Consider the following 25,111-nt stretch of genomic DNA (forward strand, 5'->3'; position numbering starts at 1 on the left):
CTATGCTGGTACGGCCGTAAGTGTGACCATTGTGTGTCAGCAGGGGCGGTCGTTGAGGGGGTGCAGCGAATTGCCGGGTAATTCAGGGAGTTCAGGTAATTCGGGGAACTCGGGGAATTCGGGGAGTCGAGAGAATTCAGGGAATTCAGTTGGTGGGGGGAGTCCGGAGAGCGTGGGGCAGGGTGGTGTTCCCGGGCTCCTGGTGACCGGCCGCTACCGGCTGGCCGAGAGCATCGGGCAGGGCGGGATGGGGCGGGTGTGGCGGGCCGCCGACGAGACGCTCGACCGGCAGGTCGCCGTCAAGGAGATGCGGATCGACGGCCTCGACGCCGAGGACACCCGCACCCGCCGCGAACGCACCCTGCGCGAGGCCAGGGCCACCGCCCGGATCGACCACCCCAACGTCGTACGGGTCTACGACGTCGTCGACGAGGGCGAACGCCTGTGGATCGTCATGGAGCTGGTCAACGGCCGCTCGCTGGAGTGGATCATGGCCGAGGAGGGGGCGCTGAGCCCGCGGGCGACGGCCCGCATCGGCCTCGGCCTGGTGGCGGCGCTGCGCCAGGTGCACGCCGGGGGAGTGCTGCACCGCGACATCAAACCCGGGAACGTCCTGGTCGAGAGCACCGCAGGCCGGGTCGTCCTCACCGACTTCGGCATCGCCGCGATCCAGGACGCCAAGGCGCTCACCATGGTCGGCATGCTCGTCGGCTCCCCCGACTACATGGCGCCCGAACGCATCTCCGGCCGCCCGCAGGGCCCGCCGTCCGACGTCTGGTCGCTCGGCGCGACCCTGTGCGCGGCCCTCGGCGGCCGCTCCCCCTTCTCCCGCGACACCACCCTGGCGACCCTGCACGCGGTCCTCTACGAGGAGCCCGAACTCCCCGCCGAGTCAGGCCCGTTGCACGACCTGCTGGCAGCGCTGCTGGAGAAGGACCCGACGGTGCGGCCCGGGCTGGCGGAGGTGGAACAGGAACTGCGCCCGGTCGCCTACCCGGCCCAGACCCCGACGGAGCGCTACCCGGCCCCACGTCCGGCGGAACGCCCGACACCGGCGTACGTGGTGCACCTCCCGGCACCCGAGGACGAACGCCCGCAGCCGCCGCCGACGGAGATACCGGCATCCCCGCCGGTCAGCGCATCGACAGAGGCCCCCTCCCACCCCCGCGCGGAGGTCCGCTCGGAGACTCCGTCGAGCAATGCGACGGGCCCGACCCTCCCGGCCCGTCCTCAGGTGGGCCCCGCACTGCAACGCCCCGCACCGAAGCGCCCCGATAGGGGCGCGGGGAACGGCGCGACCAGCCACAACGAGCCGGCAGCGACCCACCGGCGCAAGGCCCCCAAACGCACAACTCTCCTCGCCGTACTGGGAACCGCAGCCGTGGCCACCGCCCTCGCCATCCTCCTCACCACCACAACAGGCGGCGGCGGCAGCGACACAGCGACCGGCACCTCCACAACCCCCTCGGCCACAACCGACCCGCCGGCCACCGTGGCGGGCACCGCCCGCCCCCGCTCCCTCCCGCCCGGCACCCACGAGGAGGCCGGCGGCTTCGCCTGGGCGCCGCCCGCCGGCTGGCGCAGGGACGTGAAGACGGGCGCCGAGGTCCACTACACCTCCCCCGACGGCCGCCAGGAACTCGTGGCCAAGTCCTCGCTCGCCCGCGGCGACCTCATGGACACCTGGACCGCCTCCGAACGCAGCGCTCACCAGGGCCAGGACTACACCAAGATCCGGCTGGCCGGGACGACCTTCCGCGGCCACCCGGCGGTGGTCTGGGAGTACACCTTCACCCTCAAGGGCACCCCCTGGCACGCACGGCTGCTGGGCTTCGACGCCGACGGCAAGTCGTACCAGATCAACACCTGGTACCAGCCGGCGGTCGAAGCCCAGGCCGTACGGACCTACGAGCAGGTGAAGGAGGGCTTCACCCTGCTGTGAGAGTCAGCCGACGGACACCTCGTCGGCGGGCTCGGCGGGTTCGGCGACCGCCTGGGCCGTCCGGCCGGCCGTCACCTTCTGCTTCACCACGGCGACCACGACCACCACCGCCGCGACCATCAGCGAGAGCAGCACCGTCGTACGACCGCTGCTCTCGCCCTCCGTGTCGGTCAGCATGTAGCCCAGCACGAACACGATCAGACCGGCCGTCGCCCAGGTCAGGTACGGGTACAGCCACATCTTCACGACGAGCTTCTCCGGCGCCTCGGCCTGGATGATCTTCCGCATGCGCAGCTGCGAGAAGCAGATGACGAGCCAGACGAACAGGGCCACCGCGCCGCTGGAGTTGACGAGGAAGAGGAAGACGGAGTCAGGGAACCGGTAGTTGAAGAACACGGCGACGAACCCGAAGACGACGGACGCGACGATCGCGGCCAGCGGCACACCACGGGCGGTGGTCCGCGCGAACGCCTTCGGGGCGTCGCCCCGCTGCCCGAGCGAGAAGGCCATCCGGGAGGCCGTGTACAGGCCGGAGTTGAGACAGGACAGCACGGACGTCAGCACGATGACGTTCATGATCTGACCGGCGTGCGCGATGCCGAGGGAGTCGAGGGCGGCGACGTACGAGCCCTTCTCCTTGATGGACGGGTCGTTCCACGGCAGCAGCGAGACCACGATGAGGATCGAACCGAGGTAGAAGACGCCGATCCGCCAGATGATGCTGTTGGTGGACTTGGTGACCGCGCGCTGCGGGTCCTCCGACTCGCCGGCGGCCAGGGTGGCGATCTCGCTGCCCATGAAGGAGAAGACGACGAGCAGCACGCCGGTGAGGATGGCGCCGGGGCCGTGCGGCAGGAAACCGCCGTGGCCGGTGAGGTTGGAGAAGCCGGCCTTGTCGGTGTCCGCGCCGGGCAGCACGCCCAGCACCGCCAGCAGGCCGACGACGATGAACGCGCCGATCGCGACGACCTTGATGCCGGCGAACCAGAACTCGAACTCGCCGTAGGAGCCGACGGAGACCAGGTTGGTGGCGGTGAGCACCGCCATCACGATGAGCGCCCAGCCCCACTGCGGTACGGCCGGGATCCATCCTTCCAGGATCGTGGCACCGGCGGTGGCTTCGACCGCCAGCACCACCACCCAGAAGAACCAGTACAGCCAGCCGATGGAGAACCCGGCCCAGCGGCCGAGCGCGCGGTCCGCGTGCGCGGAGAACGATCCGGAGGTCGGGTTCGCGGCGGACATCTCGCCGAGCATCCGCATCACCAGCACCACGAGCGTGCCGACGAGTGCGTAGGAGAGCAGGATGCCGGGGCCTGCGGTGGCGATGCCGGTACTGGAACCGACGAAGAGGCCGGCGCCGATGACACCGCCGATGGCGATCATCGACAGATGCCGGTTCTTGAGTCCTGCGTGGAGACCGTCCCGGGGACCGTCGTGGGGGCCGTTGCCAGTCATGGGGGGAATTCCTTTGTGCCGGGTGAGCGGGCCCTCGTACGAGCGGCGTACGAGTTGGTCCAGTGAAACGGAGGTGGACTGATTCCTGAACCTTTGAATCCAGATCGTTATTTGAGGTTTTCCTGAGGTTCTGTAGTGTTACTCACAATTTCCGGGGCCGGGCCCCGCCCCTGCCGTGCGTTCACGCCCATGTCACACTCATCACATGCGCGTGTATCTCGGCTCCGACCATGCGGGCTTCGAACTCAAGAACCACCTCGTCGAGTGGCTGAAGGCGGCGGGCCACGACCCCGTCGACTGCGGCCCCCACATCTACGACGCCCAGGACGACTACCCGCCCTTCTGCCTCCGCGCGGCGGAGCGGACGGCGGCGGACCCCGAGTCCCTCGGCATCGTGATCGGCGGCTCCGGCAACGGTGAGCAGATCGCCGCGAACAAGGTGAAGGGCGCGCGGGCGGCGCTCGCCTGGAGCGAGGAGACGGCGTCGCTCGGCCGGCAGCACAACAACGCGAACGTCGTGGCGGTGGGCGCGCGCATGCACACGCAGGACGAGGCGACGAAGTTCGTCGAGACCTTCCTGAACACGCCGTTCTCCGAGGGCGAGCGGCACATCCGCCGCATCGAGATGCTCACGGAGTACGAGACGACGGGCGACCTCCCGCCGATCCCGGCGCACCACCCCCAGCCGTAGCGTCGCCCACCCGCCCACCCGCCCACCCGACTCGGTTGCCTGAGAGGCGAGGCAGGGGGGCGACCGCAGGCGTTCGGCCGCAGGCGCGCGGGGGCTGCTCGCGCAGTTCCCCGCGCCCCTTACGGGACGCCGCCGACGGCGAGGACGACACAGTCCCGTGCACCCGCGCCCCTTACGGGGCGCCGCCGGCGGCGAGGGTGACGCAGTCCCGTGCACCTGTGCCCCTTACGGGGCGCTGTCGGCGGCGAGGGTGACGCAGTCTCGTGCACCTGTGCCTCTTGCGGGGCGCTGCCGTACGGGTCGGGATCTTCCGGCTCTTCGACGTTCACCTCTCCACTGACCGAGTCGGGTGGGCGGGTGGGAAAGGAAGCACCTCAGTGCCAGAGGGGCACACGATCCACCGGCTCGCGCTGGACTACCGTCGGCTCACCGGACCCGTGAGGGTGACCAGCCCGCAGGGCAAGTTCTCCGGCGCCGCAGCGTTGATCGACGGCGCCCACCTCACCCGCACCGAGGCCCACGGCAAGCACCTCTTCCTCGGCTTCCGCGACAGCGACTGGGTCCACATCCACCTCGGCCTCTTCGGCAAGGTCGCCTTCGGCGACGCCCCCGCGCCCCCGGCCACCGACACCGTCCGCCTCCGCCTGGCGGACCCCACCGCCTACGTCGACCTGCGCGGCCCCACCACCTGCGCCCTGATCACCGACGACGAGAAGAACGCCGTACACGCCCGCCTCGGCCCGGACCCGCTCCGCGACGACGCCGACCCGGACGCGGCGTACCGCAGGATCTCCCGCAGCCGTACGACGATCGCCGCCCTGCTGATGGACCAGAAGGTCATCGCCGGTGTCGGGAACGTCTACCGCGCCGAGGTCCTCTTCCGGCACGGGATCGATCCGTACCGCGCGGGCCGGGACATCACCCCTGCGGAGTGGGACGGCATCTGGGCCGACCTCGTCGGACTCATGCACGAGGGCGTCCGGAACAACCGCATCGACACCGTCCGGCCCGAACACACCCCCGAGGCGATGGGCCGCCCGCCGCGCGTGGACGACCACGGCGGCGAGGTGTACGTCTACCGCCGGGCCACCCTGCCCTGCCATCTCTGCGGCACCGGGATCCGCACCGCCGACCTCGCCGCCCGCAACCTCTTCTGGTGCCCCGGCTGCCAGCAGCGCTGACCGCGCGGAGAGACTAGAAGCCGTGCGGCAGCCAGGGCAGCACCGGTGAGCCGAACGCCACCGACGCCTCCGCCAGCGCCCCCGGCCGCACCTCCCGCACCCGACCGGCCCGCGCCAGCGACACCAGCGACACGCCACCGAGGTACGCCGCCGCCAACTCCCGTACCGAAAGCGTCAGTTCGGCCGCGTCCGTCGTACGCTCGCAGGACGCCCCCTTGGTGTCCCCGGTCAGCCGCCAACGGCCCGCGTTCCAGGGGCAGAAGGCGTCCGCCACCTCCAGCACCACGTCCACCGGCGTCTGATAGGTGCGCGCCGCGAGCGCCGCACCGACGTCGACGAGACGCACGTACCCCATGTCCCGCACCCGCGTCAGACAGCGCCGGATGTCGGAGACCTGGTACTGCCAGGCGTCGTCGACCGGCCGCCCCCGTACCGTCAGCTTCGACATCAGGTCGATGCCGAACAGGAACCGCCACAGCGCCGCGTCGCTCGCCGGATCGAGCGCGGCGAGGTCCTCAAGCGACACCGTGCCGTCGTGCCCGCTCGGCGACCAGCCCAGCTTCGTACGGAACCGGGCGTACCCCGTGACCTTCCCGTCCCGCTCGGCGACCACACACTGCAGCGCCGACGCCCCGTCCCGCTCGCTCTCCGGGTCCAGCAGCGCCACCCGCTCCCAGCCCGGCTGCCGGGCCAGCATCCCGGGCCGCAGCGGCACCAGCTCCGCGTAGACCGCCTCGCACGCGTCGAGCACATCGGCGGGGGCGGCGTACCGCAGCCGTACGTCACCGGTGCCGGCCGGCACGTCCAGCGCCACCCGGCTCGTGTCGATCTCGGCCCCCAGCTGGAAGGTCGCGGCGCCGTACCCGAAGCGGCCGTAGATCGCCGGCTCGGAGGCGGTGAGCGCGGCCAGCGGCTCGCCCCACTCCCGTATGTCGTCCAGCTGGCGGCGCATCATCGACGTCAGCACCCCGCGCCGCCGGTGCGTCGCGGCCACGCTCACCATGGTGATCCCCGCGGTGGGCAGCACGGCACCGCCGGGCACGGTCATCCGGAACCGGAACGCCCCGGCCGTCCCCACGAGTTCGTCCCCGTCCCAGACGGCCAGCGCACGCTCGGACTCCGTCAGGGACTGGTCCAGCGCCCGCTCCTCGGCCGATGCCGGACCGGCGCCGAAGGCTCGCACCAGGTGGTCCCACCACCTGTCGAACCCCTCGGGACGCAGCACCTTCAACTCGGTCGCACGCTCGCTCGCCATACGCCATGCCTACCAGGGCATTGCGGGACGAGCCAGCGAATTTCTCCCGGACGGCGACGCGAGGGCTTCCGGTGAAGTTCACTGTGAAGTCGCACCCGAAGGTGAGCCTCGGACGGGGGACAAGTGGGACCTCCCGTGCCAAGCAGCTGGTCCGATGGATAGGGTCCCGAACTAATGGCAGTAGACCGAGAACGGCGCGCGAAGGCCGAGACGTTCCCGGCCCGGTGGAAAGTGCAGTGGCACCGGGCCCGCGTCGGCGTGCGCAGAAGCGCCGTGGACTACTTCCGCGGCGACGGATCCGACTGGATCGCGCTGATCGGGCTGCTCCTGACCGTCCCGGTCCTCGCCTCCATGACCCTCGCCAACTCGGTCTGGTTCTCCCCGGCCGCACTGGTCCTGCCGATCATCGCGGGCGGCCTGCTGCTGCGCCCGGCGAGCCTGCTCGGCCTGTACGCGGCGGCGGCCACCGCCCTGATCGTGGAGTCGGTACGGCTCGGCCCCTACACGGAGGGCCCCTCCCGGGTCACCCCGGGCGTGGTCCTGGTCGTGGCGGCCTGCGGTTTCTTCGGTCTGCTCACCGCCCAGTTCCGCAGCCGGGTCGGCGTGCCCTGGCGGCGCGGCGGCACCATGCTCTTCGACCTGCGCGAACGCATCCGGGTGCAGAGCAAGCTGCCGAAGCTGCCGCTGGGCTGGCACCGTGAGATGGCCCTGCGGCCGGCCGGCGGCCAGTCCTTCTCCGGCGACTTCGTGGTCGCGGCCCGCACGAACAACGGCCGCACGATGGAGGTCGTCCTCACGGACGTCTCCGGCAAGGGCATGGACGCGGCGTCCCGCGCCCTGCTCCTCTCCGGGGCCTTCGGCGGCCTCCTCGGCTCCCTCCCGCCGCACGCCTTCCTCCCCGCAGCCAACGGCTACCTGCTCCGCCAGGACTGGGACGAGGGCTTCGCGACCTCCATACACCTGGTCCTGGACCTCGACTCCGGCGACTACGAGCTGTACTCCGCGGGCCACCCGCCCGGTCTCCAGCTCAGCGCCGGCAGCGGCCGCTGGGAGGAGAAGGCCGCCGAAGGCCCCCTCCTCGGTGTGTACGACGGCGCCCAGTTCGACCCGGTGAAGGGCTCCCTGCGTCCGGGCGACGTCCTGATGATCTTCACGGACGGTCTGGTGGAGACGTCCGACCGCGACATCATGGAAGGCATGGACCGCCTCACGGGGGAAGCGGACCGCTATGTGGCCGGCGGCTTCCACGGCGCGGCCTGGCACCTGATCGAGGCGGTGGCGAAGGACGTCAACGACGACCGGGCCCTGCTGCTGATCTGCCGGGAAGCGGCGAGGTGAGCGCGGGCCGGTCGCGAAGCTCCCGCGCCCCAGTAAAAAACCCAGCTGCGGGCAGGCGTGCCGCAGGGCGGCACGGGTGGGCGCTGGGGGTCCCCCCGGCCGAAGGCTGGGGGAGGCACCCTGCAAACGCCGGTAAGTGACACCCCCCGCCCCGGCCACGACATACTCGCACTGTGAACCTCCTCGCCCTCCCCGAAGTCGAGAAGCTCGCCCGAGCCGCCCACGCGGCGCAGACCGACAAGGCCGGCCGCCCCTACGCCGAGCACCTCGCCGCCGTGGCCCACGGCGTCCGTGCCCGCGGCGGTGACCCGGACCAGATCGCCGCCGCCTGGCTGCACGACTCCGTCGAGGACCACGCCCTCACCGAGCAGTGGCTGGAGACCGCCGCGGTGAGCCCCCGCACGAGGGCCATCGTGCTCGCCCTCACCAAGCACCCCGGCGAGCCCCCGGAGTCGTACGCCCACCGCATCCTCGCCACCCCCGGCGCCCTGCTCGTCAAGGAAGCCGACCTCGCGCACAACGCCGACCCCGGCCGTCTCGCCGTACTGGACGAGGGCACCCGGAAACGGCTGACCGAGAAGTACGCCCGGATGCGCGCCCTCCTCGGCCTCTCCGCGTAGGCGGAACCCGCGGCGTCACACGTTGGCCATCTCCCGGCTCCGCGGCCCCCGCTCCCGCTGCCGTTCCCGTTCCCGTTCCCGTTCCCGTTCCCGTTCCCGTTCCCGTTCCCGTTCCCGTTCCCGTTCCCGGGCCAGTTCCGCCGCGTCCCGTCGGAACGCCCACTCCATCCTCGGCTCCATGGCGAACCGGAACACCCGCTGCACGGGCCGGGTGCAGAGCAGTGTCACGCAGGCGCCCGCGAGCGTGGTGACGAGGATCTCGCCGAGCGGCCGGTGCAGCCACTCCGGGTCGAACCAGCCCGCGTGGACGCCGTACTTCACGACGAAGCCGTGCAGGAGGTAGCCGTACAGCGTGCCCGCGCCCAGCGCCGTGAACCACGTCCGCCGCCCCGGTACCCAGGAGAAGAACCCGGCCGTCAGCAGCATCGAGCAGCCGAACATGGCGAGCACCATCACCGGCCCGCACCACCACGGCGCACCCAGCTCCTGCGCGGAGTCCCGGTGGTAGAACCACGCGGTGTTCATCCGCGGCACCGACCACCAGGAGAACGCCAGCGCGACCGCGAACACCGGCACCGCGGCGATCCGTACCGGCCACCGGCGCACCAGCCGGAAGTGCTCGGGCCGCAGGCACAGGCCGAGCACGAAGTACGGCAGGAACTGCAGGACCCGCTGGAGGTCGAGGTCGTCGCCGATGGACGGGGACACGGACGCCAGCATCGCGATGCCGAAGGCGACCGGAAGGGGACGGCGGACCGCCCTCCACAGGGGCGTGGTCAGGCGCCAGACGAACAGCGCGCACAGGAACCAGGTCAGGTACCAGGGGTCGAGCAGGCTGATGTCCTGGCCGGAGGAGCCGACCACGAAGCGCTCGAAGAACGAGTAGGCCGTCTCGAACAGGACATAGGGCACGACGACCCCGGTGACCAGCCGCTTCAGCCGGTCCGGGCGCATGTCGAAGTTCCGGGAGAAGTAGCCGGAGACGATGATGAACGCCGGCATGTGGAAGGCGTACACGACGCAGTACACCGCCTCCAGGACGCGGCTGTCGCCCTTCAACGGCTCCCATGAGTGACCCATCGCGACGAGCGCGACGGCCAGGTACTTGGCGTTGTCGAAGAACGCGTCGCGCTCTCCGCCCGCCGGCGGCCGGGCCGGGGGACGTGGTGTTCGGTTCTGGCCGGGGGACGTGGCGGCGTCAAACATCTGAGGCACCCTAGCGTCGCCTGTGGGATTTCGTAAAACCACCGATGTGAATCCTGGTAATCACCGAAGACGGCCTGTGGACGGATGGCCAATTTACCGAAGTCGATGCCTGTCCCTATGCAGTTCCATGCGGCACTTACACCCGTGATGTCCGCATTAATCCCTGCTAATTAGTGCATAACGTCCGCAGGTGGCCTTGCCTTGCCGTGTCTGTGTCAATAATTCGAATTGGCTGCGCGCATGTTGTGTGGACATCGAAACCATGTCCGTCAATTGCCTTGGGCCCAGGGGCGGGTGGGCCCTCGAAATGCGATGCGGGCGGTTGTCGGTGCGCGGTGCATTGTCGACGTTGTGTCACGAACCGCATAGTGCGGCCGGGTTGGTGGCACGATGGATCTGGCGGGGGTGCGGGGCCGTACCCCAGGGCCGGAGAGCGGACCGACCGAGGGTGTGATCAGTTGTGGCCATTTCACTGTCTGTGGTTTTGCTGTTGGCGATCATCCTTGTGGTGATGATGAGAGGGGGGAACATCAAGGCGGGACCCGCCATCGTCGCCGTCCTCTTCGGCTTCTTCCTCGCGTCGACCGGGATGGCCCCCTCCATCCAGCGCTTCCTCGACTCGCTGGCCCAGACCATAAATTCGATCAACTTCTGAGTACGGCCGCCCATGCCGCACCCTGCCCGGTGACACCCAGCACCGCGCCCCGGCGCCACGGCCCGTGACGTCACCGGATCGGGTGGTCTCACGGGTGGCGGCTCGGGCACCACGCGCCCCGCGAAAACGAACAGGGCCAGGTCGGAGGAGACATCCTCCGACCTGGCCCTGACCGTCAAGAGCGGGCGACGGGAATCGAACCCGCGTAGCTAGTTTGGAAGACTAGGGCTCTACCATTGAGCTACGCCCGCACAACGCGCGCCGCAGGTCGGTGACCGCGGCACTGAAGGCATCGTAGCGGGTCGTCCCGCGCGTAGGCCAACGTGTTGGTCTGCGCGGATGTCGTGCCGATGCGGGTGAACAAAGCGGCCGACGCAGGCGGCCCGGGCATGTACCCTACGTGTCGCACCGAAACGGGGTGTGGCGCAGCTTGGTAGCGCGTCCGCTTTGGGAGCGGAAGGCCGTGGGTTCAAATCCCGCCACCCCGACCACCACCTGACGGCGTCCGTCTTGATCGCCTTTTGGGGCCCTGAGCCGCTGCGGTTACTATGCAAGCTGCGCGCCCGTGTGTCCCGGCTCCCTAGTACGGCGGCCTACGAACTCCTCCGGGCGGCGAAACTCCGCCGGGCCCCTCTGGCGCCGGCAGAACCCAAGAAGTCAGCCACAAGGAGACCGAACCGTGAAGAGCGCCGTGGAGACCCTGAACCCGACTCGGGTTCGGCTCACTGTCGAGGTGCCCTTCGAGGAGCTCAAGGACAGCCTCGACGCGGCGTACAAGAAGATCAACCAGCAGGTCACGGTGAAGGGCTTCCGCAAGGGCAAGATCCCGGCCCGCGTCATCGACCAGCGGTTCGGCCGCGGTGCGGTCCTGGAGGAGGCGGTCAACGACGCGCTTCCGAAGTTCTACACCGAAGCGGTCAACGAGGCCGAGCTGAACCCGTTGGGCCAGCCCGACGTCGACATCACCGAGCTGAAGGACGGCGAGACGCTGAACTTCACCGCCGAGGTCGACGTCCGCCCGGCCCTCGAGATCCCCGACTACTCGGGCATCGAGGTCGAGGTAGACGCCGTCGAGGTCAGCGACGAGGACGTCGAGAAGTCGGTCGAACAGCTCCGCGAGCGCTTCGCCTCCACCTCCCCGGTGGAGCGTGCGGCCGAGGACGGCGACGTCGTCACCATCGACCTGGAGGCCAAGGTCGACGGCGAGGTCCTGGAGGACGGCATCGCGAGCGGTGTCTCGTACACCATCGGCTCCGGCGAGCTCCTCGACGGCATCGACGACGCCGTGAAGGGCCTGGAGGCCGGTGGCGAGGCCACCTTCACCTCCGAGCTCAAGGGCGGCTCCGCGGCCGGCCGTGAGGCCGAGGTCACCGTCAAGGTCTCCCAGGTCGCCGCCCGCGAACTCCCCGAGCTGGACGACGAGTTCGCGCAGCTCGCCTCGGAGTTCGACACCCTGGACGAGCTGAAGGCCGACAGCCGCAAGCGCCTCGCCAACATGAAGACGTACGACCAGGCCACGCAGGCCCAGGAGCGCGTCCTGGAGAAGCTCCTGGAGCTCGTCGAGGTGCCGGTCCCCGAGAAGCTGCTCGAGGACGAGATCAACACCCGCAAGCACAACCTGGAGCACCACCAGCTCGGCCAGATGGGCCTCGACCTGGAGAAGTACCTCGAGATCCAGGGCAAGACCGCCGAGGAGTTCGAGGCCGAGACCAAGGAAGCCGCGGTCAAGGGCATCAAGACCCAGTTCGTCCTCGACGAGCTGGTCAAGGTCGAGAAGCTGAACGTCAACCAGGAGGAGCTCACCGAGCACCTCATGCGGCGCGCGGCCTCCTCCGGCATGTCCCCCGACCAGTTCGCCCAGGCCGTCGTCGAGGGCGGTCAGGTCCCGCTCCTGGTCGGCGAGGTCGCCCGCGGCAAGGCCCTGGCCGTCGTGGTCGAGGCCGCCACGGTGAAGGACACCAACGGCGAGATCGTCGACCTGGACGACGAGGACGAGGACGAGACCGGGACGGAGGCCCCTGAGGCCGCCGCCGAGGCCACGGACGAGCCCGCCGAGGAGAAGACCGAGGGCTGAGCCCTAGGCCGCCCGTAACGGCGTACAGGGGCTCCTGGGACCATCCCGGGGGCCCCTTTGTCGTACGCCCGGGGGGTAGCGCCCCCGAAGGCGGCGCAGCCGCCGCCTGGGGGCGCGGGGAACTGCGCGACAAGCCACGACGGCGCCGCACGCGCCCACCCCCCCCCGGCGCGGTCACGGCGGGTTGACAGCGGCCCTTCCGCCGGAGGCAACCGCGCTACGCCCCCGGCGAACAGCCCTGTTACCGGGATTCCCCGAAGGGACCATCGCGTTAGGGTCCATGAGTACGAGGGCAGCCAAGCCCCCGGCTACGGAAACGTGAGACGGCCCGGCGCCGTCGTAAGACGAGCAGGTGGATACGTGACGAATCTGATGCCCTCCGCCGCCGGCGAGCCTTCTATCGGTGGCGGCCTCGGCGACCAGGTCTACAACCGGCTGCTCGGCGAGCGGATCATCTTCCTGGGCCAGCAGGTGGACGACGACATCGCCAACAAGATCACCGCGCAGCTGCTGCTGCTCGCGGCCGAGCCCAACAAGGACATCTTCCTCTACATCAACAGTCCCGGCGGCTCGGTGACGGCCGGTATGGCGATCTACGACACCATGCAGTTCATCCCGAACGACGTGGTCACCATCGCCATGGGCATGGCGGCCTCGATGGGGCAGTTCCTGCTCACCGGCGGCACCGCGGGCAAGCGCTTCGCCCTGCCGCACACGGACATCATGATGCACCAGGGCTCCGCGGGCCTGGGCGGTACGGTCTCGGACATCAAGATCCAGGCCCAGTACCTGCTGCGTACCAAGAAGACCATGTCCGAGCTGACCGCCCTGCACTCCGGCCAGACCGTCGAGACGATCGTCCGCGACGGCGACCGCGACCGCTGGTTCACCCCGGAGGAGGCCAAGGAGTACGGTCTCATTGACGGGATCATCACGCATGCCTCCGGTGTTCCGGGAGGCGGCGGCACCGGCGCCTCCTGAGCCCGGCCACGCCACGCTCCGCCGAGACTCCAGCCCCCCGAACGCCACCAGGACGGTGAACACCCTCATGAGCAACATCCCCGGCGCCGCTGACGCCCGCTACGACGGGCCCCGGCCCGACGCCCGCTACGTCATCCCGCGCTTCGTCGAGCGCACCTCCCAGGGCATCCGCGAGTACGACCCGTACGCGAAGCTCTTCGAGGAGCGCGTGATCTTCCTCGGCGTCCAGATCGACGACGCCTCCGCCAACGACGTCATGGCGCAGCTGCTGTGCCTGGAGTCGATGGACCCCGACCGGGACATCTCGATCTACATCAACAGCCCGGGCGGCGACATGACCGCCCTCACGGCGATCTACGACACGATGCAGTTCGTGAAGCCCGACATCCAGACGGTCTGCATGGGCCAGGCGGCCTCCGCCGCTGCGATCCTGCTGGCCGCCGGCACGCCCGGCAAGCGCATGGCGCTGCCGAACTCCCGTGTGCTGATCCACCAGCCGGCCGGTTCCACCGGCCGCGGCCAGCTCTCCGACCTGGAGATCATCGCCAACGAGTTCACGCGGATGCGTGAGCAGCTGGAGGACATGCTGGCCAAGCACTCCAAGCGGCCGATCGAGAAGGTCCGCGAGGACATCGAGCGCGACAAGATCCTCACGGCCGAGGAAGCGCTCGAGTACGGCATCGTGGACCAGATCATCTCCACCCGGAAGATGAACAACGCTGACGTCCGCTGACAGAGGATGTAGTCTCTGCCGCCCTTGGCCCGGTTTGACCGTGCGCACGGCAAGGTGCACGTCAAAGTGAACCGTGCCAAGGGGGGCCCGTACGGGGGGCCCGGCAAGGTACCGTCGACATAAGGCAGCACCAGGAGCCGCTGGATTCGAAAGAGTCCAGGCGTCTCCCAGGCGAAGGGGAAGCACACCGTGGCACGCATCGGTGACGGCGGCGATCTGCTCAAGTGCTCGTTCTGCGGCAAGAGCCAGAAGCAGGTCAAGAAGCTCATCGCAGGGCCCGGTGTGTACATCTGCGACGAGTGCATCGATCTCTGCAACGAGATCATCGAGGAGGAGCTCGCCGAGACGAGCGAGGTGCGCTGGGAGGAACTCCCCAAGCCCCGCGAGATCTACGAGTTCCTGGAGGGCTACGTGGTGGGCCAGGAGCCCGCCAAGAAGGCCCTCTCGGTCGCGGTGTACAACCACTACAAGCGGGTCCAGGCCGGCGAGAACGGCGGCGCCCAGGGCCGCGACGACGCCATCGAGTTGGCGAAGTCCAACATCCTGCTGCTGGGCCCCACGGGCTCCGGCAAGACGCTCCTCGCGCAGACCCTGGCCCGCATGCTCAACGTCCCGTTCGCGATCGCCGACGCCACCGCGCTGACGGAGGCCGGCTACGTGGGCGAGGACGTGGAGAACATCCTCCTCAAGCTGATCCAGGCCGCGGACTACGACGTCAAGAAGGCCGAGACCGGGATCATCTACATCGACGAGATCGACAAGGTAGCCCGTAAGAGCGAAAATCCTTCGATCACGCGAGACGTCTCCGGCGAGGGTGTGCAGCAGGCCCTTCTCAAGATCCTCGAAGGCACCACGGCCTCCGTCCCGCCGCAGGGCGGCCGCAAGCACCCGCACCAGGAGTTCATCCAGATCGACACGACGAACGTGCTGTTCATCGTGGGCGGTGCGTTCGCAGGCCTGGAGAAGATCATCGAGTCCCGGGCGGGCGCCAAGGGCATCGGCTTCGGCGCGACGATCCGCTCCAAGCGGGAGCTGCAGTCCAAGGACCAGTTCGAGGACGTCATGCCCGAGGACCTGGTCAAGTTCGGCATGATCCCGGAGTTCATCGGCCGCCTCCCGGTCATCACCTCGGTCCACAACCTGGACCGCGAGGCCCTGCTCCAGATCCTCATCGAGCCGCGCAACGCGCTCGTCAAGCAGTACCAGCGCCTCTTCGAACTCGACGGCGTGGAGCTGGACTTCGAGCGCGAGGCCCTGGAGGCCATCGCCGACCAGGCCATCCTCCGCCAGACCGGTGCGCGAGGCCTGCGCGCCATCATGGAAGAGGTCCTCATGTCGGTGATGTACGAGGTCCCGTCCCGCAAGGACGTGGCCCGTGTCGTCATCACGGCCGACGTCGTCCACTCCAACGTCAACCCGACCCTGATCCCGCGCGACGCGCGCGGCCGGGGCGCGGGGGAGCAGAAGTCGGCGTAACCCCCTCAACACCGAAGCGCCGGGCCCTCCTCGGAGGAGCCCGGCGCTTTCGCGTGTGCCGCTTTCGCGTGTGCCGCTTTCGCGTGTGCCGCTTTCGCGTGTGCCGCTTTCGCGTGTGCCGCTTTCGCGTGTGCCGCTGTCACGTGTGCCGGCGGTGGCTACTTGGCGACGCGCACCGCACCCCGCACATCGGCCGCGATCTTCGCCGACTCGTCCAGGGTGTACGTCTTCACACCCGCCGTGGGCTCCACGATGCCGATGGTGCTGTAGTCCGCCCAGATGCACATGTACGCCGTCTGGTCCTTGCCGGTGAGCTGGCTCTTGCCCGTAGCCTGCTGGCACTTCATCACCGCGCCGTCCAGACCGGCGGGCGAGACGGACTGCGCGTCGCCGACCAGCTTCACGTCGCCGTCGGAGCCGCTGTTCGCCTTCATCTGGGCGAAGGTGGTGTCCAGCGCCGCCTGCGGGTCCTTCACCGAGCCGTAGACGCCGAAGAAGGTGAAGTTCTCGGCGGTCTGCGCCTTGGCCACGCTCGTCGGGTCGGTGGTGTCGAGCGAGCTCAGGTCGATGGTCGAGTAGAACGCGCCGACCGAGGTGGCGTCGGTGACACCGGCCTTGGCGAGGTCCTTCGCGTCGCTCGAACTCGCCTTCTCCTCCGAGGAGTCGCCGTACCGCTTGTACTTGCCGGACAGCAGCGAGGCCGGCGCGGTGAGCTTGTGCGGTCCGTCGTCCTTCAGCGCGCCGGATCCGCTCCCGCCGAGCACGAAGTACGCCCCGACGCCTATCGCCGCCACCACCGCCACCGCCCCGATGACCAGCCCGGTCTTCTTCTTCCCGCCGCCCGGAGCCGGCGGCTGCGGAACGCCGTAGGGGGGCTGGCCGTAGGGCGGCTGCTGCTGGCCGTACGGGTTCGGCTGCGGGGGAACGCCCTGCTGCGGGTAGCCGTAGCCCGGCTGCGGCGGCTGCTGCCCGTAGGGCCCCGGCTGCGGCGGGGCCGCCGGCGGAGCCTGCTGCGGGTAGCCGTAGCCGGGCTGGGGCGCCTGCGGCGGCTGGCCGTACGGACCCGGCTGCTGCCCGTACGGTCCCGGCTGCTGCGGCGGCGGCCCGCCGTACGGGCCCGGCTGGTTGTAGCTCATCTCTGGGTTCCCCTCCAGATGCTTATGTGTTCCTGACATCCTGGCTCAGCCACAGGGAACTCATGGCACAGGGGTGCCCACCGTTACAGAACAAACGCGTTTCGGGACAGCGCCGGGACACCTCTAAACTGAGCCCCGTGACCGAGAATGCTCAGCAGCAGCCCACAGCGCCCAGCACCGAACTGCCGACCCAGTACGCGCCGGCCGACGTAGAGGGGCCGCTGTACGAGCGCTGGGTAGAGCGCGGTTACTTCGCGGCCGACGCCAAGAGCGACAAGCCCGCGTACACCATCGTCATCCCCCCGCCCAACGTCACCGGCTCCCTGCACCTGGGCCACGCCTTCCAGCACACGCTGATGGACGCGCTGACCCGTCGTAAGCGCATGCAGGGCTTCGAGTCGCTGTGGCTGCCCGGCATGGACCACGCCGGCATCGCCACCCAGAACAAGGTCGAGCAGCAGCTCGCCGAGGAGGGCAAGTCCCGTCACGACCTCGGCCGCGAGGAGTTCGTCGAGCGCGTCTGGCAGTGGAAGGAGGAGTACGGCGGCAAGATCCTCGGCCAGATGCGCCGGCTCGGCGACGGCGTCGACTGGGACCGCGAGCGCTTCACCATGGACGAGGGCCTGTCCAAGGCCGTCCAGACCATCTTCAAGAAGCTCTTCGACGACGAGCTGATCTACCGCGCCGAGCGCATCATCAACTGGTGCCCGCGCTGTCTGACGGCCATCTCGGACATCGAGGTGGAGTACCAGGAGGACGACGGCGAGCTGGTCTCCATCAAGTACGGCGAGGGGGACGAGACGCTCGTCGTCGCGACGACCCGCGCGGAGACGATGCTCGGTGACACGGCGGTCGCCGTCCACCCGGACGACGAGCGGTACCGGCACCTGATCGGCAAGCGCATCAAGCTGCCGCTGACCGACCGCACCATCCCCGTCGTCGCGGACACGCACGTCGACCCCGAGTTCGGCACGGGTGCCGTCAAGGTCACCCCGGCCCACGACCCGAACGACTTCGCGATCGGCCAGCGCCACGGCCTGGAGTCCATCACGGTGATGGACGAGCGCGCGATCATCACGGTCCACGGTCCCTTCGAGGGCCTCGACCGCTTCGAGGCGCGCTCCGCGATCGTCGCGGCGCTGCGTTCGCAGGGCCGGATCGTCGCCGAGAAGCGGCCGTACGTCCACAGCGTCGGCCACTGCTCGCGCTGCCAGACCACCATCGAGCCGCGCCTGTCCATGCAGTGGTGGGTCAAGGTCGGCCCGCTGGCCCAGGCGGCGGGCGACGCGGTCCGCGACGGCCGGGTCACCATCCACCCCGCCGACATGTCGAAGCGCTACTTCGACTGGGTCGACAACATGCACGACTGGTGCATCTCGCGCCAGCTGTGGTGGGGCCACCGGATCCCGGTCTGGTACGGCCCCGACGGCGAGGTCGTCTGCGTCGGCCCCGACGAGGAGCCGCCCGGCACCGAGGCGGAGGGCTGGACCCAGGACCCCGACGTCCTGGACACCTGGTTCTCCTCCGGCCTGTGGCCCTTCTCGACCCTCGGCTGGCCCGAACAGACCCCGGATCTCGAGAAGTTCTACCCGACCGACGTCCTGCTCACGGGCCACGACATCATCTTCTTCTGGGTCGCCCGGATGATGATGTTCGGCCTCTATGCGATGGACGGCGAGGTCCCCTTCAGGACCATCGCCCTGACCGGTCTGGTCCGCGACCAGTTCGGCAAGAAGATGTCGAAGTCCTCGGGCACGGCCGTCGACCCGCTCGACTGGATGAACCAGTACGGCTCCGACGCCGTCCGCTTCACCCTGGCCCGCGGCGCCAACCCCGGCACCGACGTCCCGATCGGCGAGGACTGGGTCCAGGCGTCCCGGAACTTCGCCAACAAGATCTGGAACGCGACCCGCTTCGCCCTGATGAACGGTGCGACCGTCGAGGGCCCGCTCCCGGCCCCGGCCGAGATGTCGGCGACGGACCGCTGGATCCTCTCCCGCCTCAACAAGACGGTCGCCGAAGTCGACGCGTTCTACGACGACTTCCAGTTCGCGAAGCTCTCCGACTCCCTCTACCACTTCGCGTGGGACGAGGTCTTCGACTGGTACGTCGAGCTGTCGAAGACCACGTTCCAGGCGGGCGGCCGCGGCGCCGAGGTCTCCCAGCGCGTCCTGGGCGAGGTCCTCGACGTCACCCTGAAGCTGCTCCACCCGGTCGTCCCGTTCGTCACGGACACCCTGTGGACGACGCTGACCGGCGGCGAGTCGGTCGTGATCGCCGACTGGCCGTCCGACAGCGGCTTCCGGGACCGGGCGGCGGAGAAGGAGATCGAGACCCTCCAGTCCGTCATCACCGAGGTCCGCCGCTTCCGCGCCGACCAGGGCCTGCAGCCCGGCCAGCGGGTCCCGGCCCGCCTCACCCTGGACGGCACGGCCCTCGCCCCGCACGAGGCGGCCATCCGCCAGCTGCTGCGCCTCCAGCCGGAGGGCGACGCCTTCGCGGCGACGGCCACCCTCCCGGTGGGCGGCGCCACGGTCGCCCTGGACCTCTCCGGCACCATCGACGTGGCGGCGGAGCGCAAGCGCCTCGCCAAGGACCTCGCGGCCGCCGAGAAGGAGAAGGCCCAGGCGACGGGCAAGCTGGGCAACGAGGCGTTCCTGGCGAAGGCCCCGGACAACGTGGTGGAGAAGATCCGCACGCGGCTCGCCAAGGCCGACGAGGACATCGCGCGCATCCAGGCCCAGCTGGACCGCCTTCCGCAGGCGTAGCCGAAGCGTCCCCGCAGGCGTCCGGCAGTCCCTTCCCGCGGGGCTGCCGGACGCCTGCGTTCAGGGTCCCGCCCTACAATCCAAAAGTAGGAACATGACCTTAATGTTCCGTTTTGGCTTTGTGGCGGAGGGAACGCCCACATGCAGCGCAGGGGCCGAACGAGGACACCTCCGCACCGGGGGCTGGTCCCCCTGACGGCGGTCGCGGGCGGCCTGCTCGCCGTGCTGATGGGCCTCGTCTTCCTGATGCTGGTGCTGGCGATCCAGGACGCGCGGCACTCCCTGCTCTCCGCCCGCAGCGGCCGGCCGGCCCTGACGCAGGTCGGGGTGGTCCAGGGGACCGTCTTCGACATGGAGGGCGGTCAGCGCAGCTACGTCATCACCCGGCAGGACGAGTTCCTCAAGCCCTGGCAGGCGGCCCGGACCGCGTTCCCCGCGCAGGCACAGCGGCTCGTGGACCTCAGCACGTCCCCTGCGCAGCGGCAGCTCGCCCGGCAGATACAGCGGGCCGGCCAGTCCTTCGTCGACGACTACTCGGTCCCGCTCGTGGCCGAGGCCCGGCGCGGCGACCCCGACGCGAGCAGCACGGCGCGGACGCTGGAGGGCAAACAGCGGCTCGACGGGCTCCGGGACCAGTTCTCCCGCTACCTCAAGGCCGAGCGCGCCTCGATCGACCAGCGCGAGAACGCGCTGGAGGGCCGGATGCGCACGCTGACGATCGCCGCGTCCGCCGGCGTCGGCGTGGCCGTCCTCCTGATCGTCGCCTACGGCGCCTACGTGACCCGGGTGATCGTCTGGCCGGTGCGCAGGATGGCCCGCTTCGCGACCCGGCTCGCCGCCGGCGACCTGGGCGCACGGGTGCCGCGCTCCGGGCGCCGCGAGATCGGCCAGCTGGAGACGGCGTTCAACACCATGGCCGGCTCGCTGGAGAAGAGCCACCGGCGGCTGAGGCTGCTCTACGACGCCGGTACCGCCGTCGGCAACACCCTCGACGTGGAACGGACCGCCGACGAGCTGGTGCGGGTGGCCGTCCCCCGGTTCGCCGACTTCGTCACCGTCGACCTGGAGGAGGCCGTGCTGCTGGGCGGGGAGCCGACGGCCGCCGAGACCGTCCTGCGGCGGGTGGCCCGGGGCGGCGTCCGCGACGACTCGCCGCTGGATCCGGTCGGTGCCCTGATCGCCGTGGACCCGCCGCCGGCAGCCACCTGGCACACCGGCACCGGGGCGGCCCTCGTAGTCGATCTGCAGGTCACCCGGAGGGCGAGGTTTCCCGACGCGCCGCGCACGGACCTGCTCCTCGACTACGGCCTGAGCTCGCTGATCACCGCGCCGCTGTCGGCACAGGGCGTCCTGATGGGGGTGATCGTCTTCTGGCGCACCCGGGACTCCCCGCCGTTCGAGAAGGACGACCTGTCCGACGCTGAGGAACTCGCCGCGAAGGCCGCGACCGCCATCGACAACGCACGGCGCTACACCCGGGAGCGCGAGACCGCGCTGGCGCTCCAGCGCAGCCTGCTGCCGCACGTGCTGCCCGACTGCCCGAGCGTCGACTTCGCCTACCGCTACCTCCCCACCGGCACCCGGGCCGGAGTCGGCGGCGACTGGTTCGACGTGATCCCGCTGTCGGGCACCCGGGTGGCCCTGGTCGTCGGGGACGTCGTCGGCCACGGCATCCAGGCCTCCGCCACCATGGGCCGGCTGCGCACGGCGGTCCGCACCCTCGCCGACGTCGACCTGCCCCCCGACGAACTCCTCACCCACCTGGACGACCTGGTCGTGCACCTCGACGACGGCGCCGGGGAACAGGCCGGTGAGGTGGGTTCGACCTGCCTGTACGCCGTCTACGACCCGATCTCGCGGCGCTGCTCCCTCGCCAGCGCGGGCCATCCGCTGCCCTTCGTGATCACTCCCCAGGGGCTGGTGGAGCCGGCCCCCGGCCAGGCCGGCCCGCCGCTCGGGCTCGGCGGGCTGCCGTTCGAGACCACCGACCTGGACCTCACCGCGGGCACCACCCTCGCGCTGTTCAGCAACGGCCTGGTGCACTCCCGCAGCCTCGACCTGAGCCACGGCCTCGAACGGCTCCGCGGCGCGCTGGCTGCGCCCGGCGACGGGGAGTCGCTGGAGGAGGCCTGCGACCGGGTGGTGACCGCGCTGCGCACCTGCGAACCCGCCGACGACGTCACCCTGCTGCTCGCCCGCACCCGCGCCCTGCCCTGCGACCAGGTGGCCTCCTGGGAGGTTCCCGCGGACCCCGAGCACGTCGCCATGGCCCGGACCCTGAGCACCGGGCAGCTCGGCGCCTGGAAGCTGGACGAACTGTCGTTCACCACCGAACTGGTGGTCAGCGAACTCGTCACGAACGCCATCCGCTACGGCGGCTCCCCGATCCAGCTGCGGCTCATCCGCGACACCAGCAGGCTGATCTGCGAGGTCTCCGACGGCAGCAGCACCGCCCCGCACCTGCGGCGGGCCCGGGTCTTCGACGAGGGCGGCCGGGGCCTGCTGCTGGTGGCCCAGCTCACCCAGCGGTGGGGGACCCGGCAGACCTCCGTCGGCAAGACGATCTGGTGCGAGCAGGCGCTCCCGGCGGCCGGCGCGACCACGCGTCCGCCGGGCTCCGTAGACTGGTGCCGTGAGTGATCTGCCACCGCACGACCCCCATGAGCGCTTCGACGAGAACTTCGAAGACGACTTCGACGACATCGTCGCGGCCACCGAGACATCAGCCGCTGACGCGGCGGGGTCCCGCGACCCCGATCTCGCGGTGATCGAGGCCGGCAGCCGGACCCTCCGTACCCGGGGCGGCCCGCAGCAGGGCGACGTCCCGGGCCGTCCCGAGGACCCCGAGGTCGACCGGGCCCTGCGCGAGGTGGAGGTGGAGCTCGCCACCCGCTGGGGCGAGACCAAGCTGGAGCCGTCGGTCACCAGGATCGCCGCCCTCATGGACGTGCTGGGCGAGCCCCAGCGGTCGTACCCCTCGATCCACATCACCGGCACCAACGGCAAGACCTCCACCGCCCGCATGATCGAGGCCCTGCTCGGCGCCTTCGACCTCCGTACCGGCCGCTACACCAGCCCGCACGTGCAGTCGATCACCGAGCGCATCAGCCTGGACGGCGCCCCGATCTCCGCCGAGCGGTTCATCGAGACGTACAACGACATCAAGCCCTACGTCGAGATGGTCGACTCCCGGCAGGAGTACCGGCTCTCCTTCTTCGAGGTGCTCACCGGCATGGCGTACGCGGCCTTCGCGGACGCCCCGGTCGACGTCGCCGTCGTCGAGGTCGGCATGGGCGGCAGCTGGGACGCCACCAACGTCATCGACGGTGACGTCGCCGTCGTCACCCCCATCGACCTCGACCACACCGACCGGCTCGGCGGGACCACCGCGGAGATCGCAGGCGAGAAGTCCGGGATCATCAAGCAGGACGCCACCGTGATCCTGGCCCAGCAGCCGGTCGACGCGGCGCAGGTACTCCTCAAGAAGGCCGTCGAGGTCGACGCCACCGTCGCCCGCGAGGGCCTCGAGTTCGGCGTCGTCGCCCGCCAGGTCGCCGTCGGCGGCCAGCTGCTCACCCTGCGCGGCCTCGGCGGCGAGTACGAGGAGGTCTACCTCCCCCTGCACGGCCCCTACCAGGCCCACAACGCGGCCGTCGCGCTCGCCGCGGTGGAGGCGTTCTTCGGGGTCGGCTCGCAGCGCCCCGAGTCCCTCGCCATCGACACGGTCCGCAAGGCCTTCGCGGCGGTCTCGTCCCCCGGCCGCCTCGAAGTCGTACGGCGCTCTCCCACCGTCGTCCTCGACGCCGCCCACAACCCCGCCGGGGCCCGCGCCACCGCCGAGGCCGTCGGCGAGGCCTTCGACTTCAGCAGGCTGATCGGCGTGGTCGGGGCCAGCGGCGACAAGAACGTCCGGGGCCTCCTGGAGGCCTTCGAGCCGATCTTCGCCGAGGTCGTGGTCACCCAGAACTCCAGCCACCGCGCGATGGACGCCGACGAGCTGGCCGCGATCGCCGTCGAGGTGTTCGGCGAGGACCGTGTCCAGGTCGAGCCGCGGCTGCCCGACGCCCTGGAGGCCGCGATCACCCTGGCCGAGGAGGAGGGCGAGTTCGCCGGCGGCGGGGTGCTGATCACCGGCTCCGTCATCACCGTGGGCGAGGCCCGACTGCTCCTAGGGAGGGGCTGACCATGCGCACGCTCTGCTCCTCCACCCTCATCGGAGAGTTCTTCGTCATCGGCTTCGCCGCCCTGGTCGCCATGAAGGACGCCGACCTGTCCACCTCCACGGTGTGGCTGGTCAGCGGCATCGCGATGTTCCTCTGCGTGGCCCTGTGCGGGGTGATCACCCGCCCCGGCGGCGTGACCCTCGGCTGGGCCCTGCAGATCGCCCTGATCGCGTCCGGGATCTTCGTCCCGACGATGTACTTCCTGGGCGCGGTCTTCGCGGGCCTGTGGTGGGCGTCGGTGCACTACGGAAAGAAGATCGACGAGGCGAAAGCCCGCTTCGCGGCACAGAGCACCCAGGACAGCCCGACCGGCGCTTGACGACGAAGGCCGGTCCGCGCCCCTACCAGCCCGTCCGGCGTCCGAGGACGGGGCCGGGTCCGCACTCCCTCCAGCCCGTCCAGGGTGTGCGGACGAGGAGCCGGTCTGTACCCCCCTCCAGCCTGTCCGGTGTGTGCGGACGAGCGGCGGCCTGTACCCCCACTCTCCAGCCCGTCCGGCGTTTGAGGACGAGGCCGTTCAGGCCGAAGCGGGGGGTCGGGGGCGGCAGCCCGCCGAAGGCGGCCGCACCAGCTGACCCGCACACTGCGTAACGCACGCTCAGACCAGCCCTGTAGCCTCTCCCCACCGCACCTGCCAGTACCCGAAGGAGTCCTCCAGTGACCCAGCGCACCCTCGTCCTGCTCAAGCCCGACGCCGTCCGTCGGGGCCTGACCGGCGAGATCATCAGCCGTGTCGAGCGCAAGGCCGGCTGGCAGATCACCGCGCTGGAGCTGCGCACCCTGGAGCGTGCCACGCTGGAGCAGCACTACGCCGAGCACGTCGGCAAGCCGTTCTACGAGCCGCTGGTCGAGTTCATGGCCTCCGGTCCGGTCGTCGCCCTGATCGTGGAGGGCGAGCGCGTCATCGAGGGCATCCGCGCGTTGGCCGGCCCCACCGACCCGATCGCCGCCGCGCCCGGCTCCATCCGCGGCGACTTCGGCGTGATCGTCCGCGAGAACCTGATCCACGCGTCCGACTCGGAGGAGTCCGCCGAGCGCGAGGTCAAGATCTTCTTCCCGGGCCGCGCCTAGGCCTTCCGGGTCCCGCGACGGGCCTGTACGGAGTTTCCGTGGAAGTTTTTGACGAGGCGTCAGCCCATTGAGCTGCATGACCTGGGACGGCCGAACGATTTCGGCCGTCCCTCGGCATATGCGTGCCGATCGGGGGAACGAGTGCCCCCGTCGGCCCGTCTCCACAAGCGAGGCGGCGACGCACGTGATGACAATGGCGAAGACCCTCGCGCAGTGTTCGTGCAGGCGCGTCTACGATGGAAGCCTTCACGTCACAGCACCTACTTCGCCGACCTGAAATGCCCTCAAAAGCTCCCGGGAAGG

19 protein-coding genes and 2 tRNA genes are annotated in these 25,111 nt (G+C 70.1%); 16 read left to right on the forward strand and 5 right to left on the reverse strand.

From position 1 onward, the window contains the following. The first annotated feature begins 247 nt into the window (after positions 1 to 247). Entirely contained in the window at positions 248 to 1,942 is a 1,695-nt protein-coding gene (locus tag ACFWPS_RS13935) for a protein kinase (protein WP_383704589.1), read from the forward strand. A gap of 3 nt (positions 1,943 to 1,945) precedes the next feature. Here ACFWPS_RS13935 and ACFWPS_RS13940 read toward each other — a convergent pair whose 3' ends face one another. Beyond that, positions 1,946 to 3,400 carry an amino acid permease gene (locus ACFWPS_RS13940; protein WP_383704493.1) on the reverse strand — a complete coding sequence of 485 codons (1,455 nt, stop codon included), beginning with the start codon at positions 3,398 to 3,400 and terminating at the stop codon, positions 1,946 to 1,948. A gap of 205 nt (positions 3,401 to 3,605) precedes the next feature. On the opposite strand from ACFWPS_RS13940, the gene ACFWPS_RS13945 reads away from it, so the two are divergent. Both ACFWPS_RS13945 and ACFWPS_RS13950 read left to right on the forward strand, forming a co-directional pair. Beyond that, positions 3,606 to 4,091, forward strand: a complete 486-nt coding sequence (locus ACFWPS_RS13945) for a ribose-5-phosphate isomerase (protein WP_383704495.1) — start codon at positions 3,606 to 3,608, stop codon at positions 4,089 to 4,091. Between the two features lie 377 nt (positions 4,092 to 4,468). Then, entirely contained in the window at positions 4,469 to 5,272 is an 804-nt protein-coding gene (locus ACFWPS_RS13950) for an Fpg/Nei family DNA glycosylase (RefSeq protein WP_383704497.1), read from the forward strand. A gap of 13 nt (positions 5,273 to 5,285) precedes the next feature. On the opposite strand, the gene ACFWPS_RS13955 is transcribed toward ACFWPS_RS13950, so the two are convergent. Then, the gene (locus ACFWPS_RS13955; RefSeq protein ID WP_383704499.1) at positions 5,286 to 6,527 is read right to left on the reverse strand and encodes a GNAT family N-acetyltransferase; all 1,242 of its coding nucleotides are present in this window, start codon (positions 6,525 to 6,527) and stop codon (positions 5,286 to 5,288) included. 174 nt (positions 6,528 to 6,701) lie between these two features. Here ACFWPS_RS13955 and ACFWPS_RS13960 point away from each other — a divergent pair, with 174 nt between their 5' ends. Both ACFWPS_RS13960 and ACFWPS_RS13965 read left to right on the forward strand, forming a co-directional pair. Next, on the forward strand, positions 6,702 to 7,865 hold the full coding sequence (locus tag ACFWPS_RS13960; protein WP_383704501.1) for a PP2C family protein-serine/threonine phosphatase: 1,164 nt from the start codon (positions 6,702 to 6,704) through the stop codon (positions 7,863 to 7,865). A 173-nt stretch (positions 7,866 to 8,038) separates the two neighbouring features. After that, entirely contained in the window at positions 8,039 to 8,485 is a 447-nt protein-coding gene (locus ACFWPS_RS13965; RefSeq protein WP_383704503.1) for an HD domain-containing protein, read from the forward strand. Between the two features lie 15 nt (positions 8,486 to 8,500). On the opposite strand, the gene ACFWPS_RS13970 is transcribed toward ACFWPS_RS13965, so the two are convergent. Beyond that, complete coding sequence (locus ACFWPS_RS13970) at positions 8,501 to 9,691, reverse strand: acyltransferase family protein (protein ID WP_383704505.1); 1,191 nt, start codon at positions 9,689 to 9,691, stop codon at positions 8,501 to 8,503. A gap of 460 nt (positions 9,692 to 10,151) precedes the next feature. Here ACFWPS_RS13970 and ACFWPS_RS13975 point away from each other — a divergent pair, with 460 nt between their 5' ends. Continuing rightward, on the forward strand, positions 10,152 to 10,346 hold the full coding sequence (locus ACFWPS_RS13975) for a hypothetical protein (RefSeq protein ID WP_089107496.1): 195 nt from the start codon (positions 10,152 to 10,154) through the stop codon (positions 10,344 to 10,346). A 180-nt stretch (positions 10,347 to 10,526) separates the two neighbouring features. On the opposite strand, the gene ACFWPS_RS13980 is transcribed toward ACFWPS_RS13975, so the two are convergent. Continuing rightward, positions 10,527 to 10,597, reverse strand: a tRNA-Gly gene (locus ACFWPS_RS13980). A 163-nt stretch (positions 10,598 to 10,760) separates the two neighbouring features. On the opposite strand from ACFWPS_RS13980, the gene ACFWPS_RS13985 reads away from it, so the two are divergent. From ACFWPS_RS13985 to clpX, 5 genes are all read left to right on the forward strand, one after another. After that, a tRNA-Pro gene (locus tag ACFWPS_RS13985) sits at positions 10,761 to 10,837 on the forward strand. A 188-nt stretch (positions 10,838 to 11,025) separates the two neighbouring features. Next, positions 11,026 to 12,420 (forward strand): trigger factor, encoded by a 1,395-nt coding sequence (tig, locus tag ACFWPS_RS13990; RefSeq protein ID WP_383704507.1) that lies wholly within the window; start codon positions 11,026 to 11,028, stop codon positions 12,418 to 12,420. A 372-nt stretch (positions 12,421 to 12,792) separates the two neighbouring features. Next, positions 12,793 to 13,401 carry an ATP-dependent Clp protease proteolytic subunit gene (locus tag ACFWPS_RS13995; protein ID WP_383704590.1) on the forward strand — a complete coding sequence of 203 codons (609 nt, stop codon included), beginning with the start codon at positions 12,793 to 12,795 and terminating at the stop codon, positions 13,399 to 13,401. Between the two features lie 67 nt (positions 13,402 to 13,468). Next, positions 13,469 to 14,134, forward strand: a complete 666-nt coding sequence (locus ACFWPS_RS14000; protein WP_383704509.1) for an ATP-dependent Clp protease proteolytic subunit — start codon at positions 13,469 to 13,471, stop codon at positions 14,132 to 14,134. A 189-nt stretch (positions 14,135 to 14,323) separates the two neighbouring features. Continuing rightward, complete coding sequence (gene clpX, locus ACFWPS_RS14005) at positions 14,324 to 15,610, forward strand: ATP-dependent Clp protease ATP-binding subunit ClpX (protein WP_093503035.1); 1,287 nt, start codon at positions 14,324 to 14,326, stop codon at positions 15,608 to 15,610. 158 nt (positions 15,611 to 15,768) lie between these two features. Here clpX and ACFWPS_RS14010 read toward each other — a convergent pair whose 3' ends face one another. After that, entirely contained in the window at positions 15,769 to 16,746 is a 978-nt protein-coding gene (locus ACFWPS_RS14010) for a hypothetical protein (protein ID WP_383704511.1), read from the reverse strand. 137 nt (positions 16,747 to 16,883) lie between these two features. Here ACFWPS_RS14010 and ACFWPS_RS14015 point away from each other — a divergent pair, with 137 nt between their 5' ends. The 5 genes from ACFWPS_RS14015 (at position 16,884) to ndk (ending at position 24,808) form a co-directional block, all read left to right on the forward strand. Continuing rightward, complete coding sequence (locus ACFWPS_RS14015; RefSeq protein WP_383704513.1) at positions 16,884 to 19,514, forward strand: valine--tRNA ligase; 2,631 nt, start codon at positions 16,884 to 16,886, stop codon at positions 19,512 to 19,514. A gap of 141 nt (positions 19,515 to 19,655) precedes the next feature. Continuing rightward, a complete protein-coding gene (locus tag ACFWPS_RS14020; RefSeq protein WP_383704515.1) occupies positions 19,656 to 22,154 on the forward strand; it encodes a SpoIIE family protein phosphatase in 2,499 nt (832 codons plus the stop codon). A gap of 61 nt (positions 22,155 to 22,215) precedes the next feature. Further along, positions 22,216 to 23,697: a bifunctional folylpolyglutamate synthase/dihydrofolate synthase gene (locus ACFWPS_RS14025; protein WP_383704592.1), complete on the forward strand. Its 1,482-nt coding sequence runs from the start codon at positions 22,216 to 22,218 to the stop codon at positions 23,695 to 23,697. Positions 23,698 to 23,699: 2 nt separating this feature from the next. Further along, positions 23,700 to 24,056: a DUF4233 domain-containing protein gene (locus ACFWPS_RS14030; RefSeq protein WP_383704517.1), complete on the forward strand. Its 357-nt coding sequence runs from the start codon at positions 23,700 to 23,702 to the stop codon at positions 24,054 to 24,056. A gap of 338 nt (positions 24,057 to 24,394) precedes the next feature. Beyond that, the gene (ndk, locus tag ACFWPS_RS14035; RefSeq protein ID WP_383704519.1) at positions 24,395 to 24,808 is read left to right on the forward strand and encodes a nucleoside-diphosphate kinase; all 414 of its coding nucleotides are present in this window, start codon (positions 24,395 to 24,397) and stop codon (positions 24,806 to 24,808) included. Positions 24,809 to 25,111: the final 303 nt, after the last annotated feature.

This window comes from Streptomyces sp. NPDC058457, assembly GCF_042720695.1.
Lineage (GTDB): Bacteria > Actinomycetota > Actinomycetes > Streptomycetales > Streptomycetaceae > Streptomyces.

Bases quoted from the DNA above. Each gene is read 5' to 3' on its own strand.
- ACFWPS_RS13935 (WP_383704589.1), top strand. From the start codon at position 248: ATGGGGCGGGTGTGGCGGGCCGCCGACGAGACGCTCGACCGGCAGGTC.
- ACFWPS_RS13940 (WP_383704493.1), bottom strand. From the start codon at position 3,400: ATGACTGGCAACGGCCCCCACGACGGTCCCCGGGACGGTCTCCACGCA.
- ACFWPS_RS13945 (WP_383704495.1), top strand. From the start codon at position 3,606: ATGCGCGTGTATCTCGGCTCCGACCATGCGGGCTTCGAACTCAAGAAC.
- ACFWPS_RS13955 (WP_383704499.1), bottom strand. From the start codon at position 6,527: ATGGCGAGCGAGCGTGCGACCGAGTTGAAGGTGCTGCGTCCCGAGGGG.
- ACFWPS_RS13960 (WP_383704501.1), top strand. From the start codon at position 6,702: ATGGCAGTAGACCGAGAACGGCGCGCGAAGGCCGAGACGTTCCCGGCC.
- ACFWPS_RS13970 (WP_383704505.1), bottom strand. From the start codon at position 9,691: ATGTTTGACGCCGCCACGTCCCCCGGCCAGAACCGAACACCACGTCCC.
- ACFWPS_RS13995 (WP_383704590.1), top strand. From the start codon at position 12,793: ATGCCCTCCGCCGCCGGCGAGCCTTCTATCGGTGGCGGCCTCGGCGAC.
- ACFWPS_RS14000 (WP_383704509.1), top strand. From the start codon at position 13,469: ATGAGCAACATCCCCGGCGCCGCTGACGCCCGCTACGACGGGCCCCGG.
- ACFWPS_RS14010 (WP_383704511.1), bottom strand. From the start codon at position 16,746: ATGAGCTACAACCAGCCGGGCCCGTACGGCGGGCCGCCGCCGCAGCAG.
- ACFWPS_RS14020 (WP_383704515.1), top strand. From the start codon at position 19,656: ATGCAGCGCAGGGGCCGAACGAGGACACCTCCGCACCGGGGGCTGGTC.
- ACFWPS_RS14030 (WP_383704517.1), top strand. From the start codon at position 23,700: ATGCGCACGCTCTGCTCCTCCACCCTCATCGGAGAGTTCTTCGTCATC.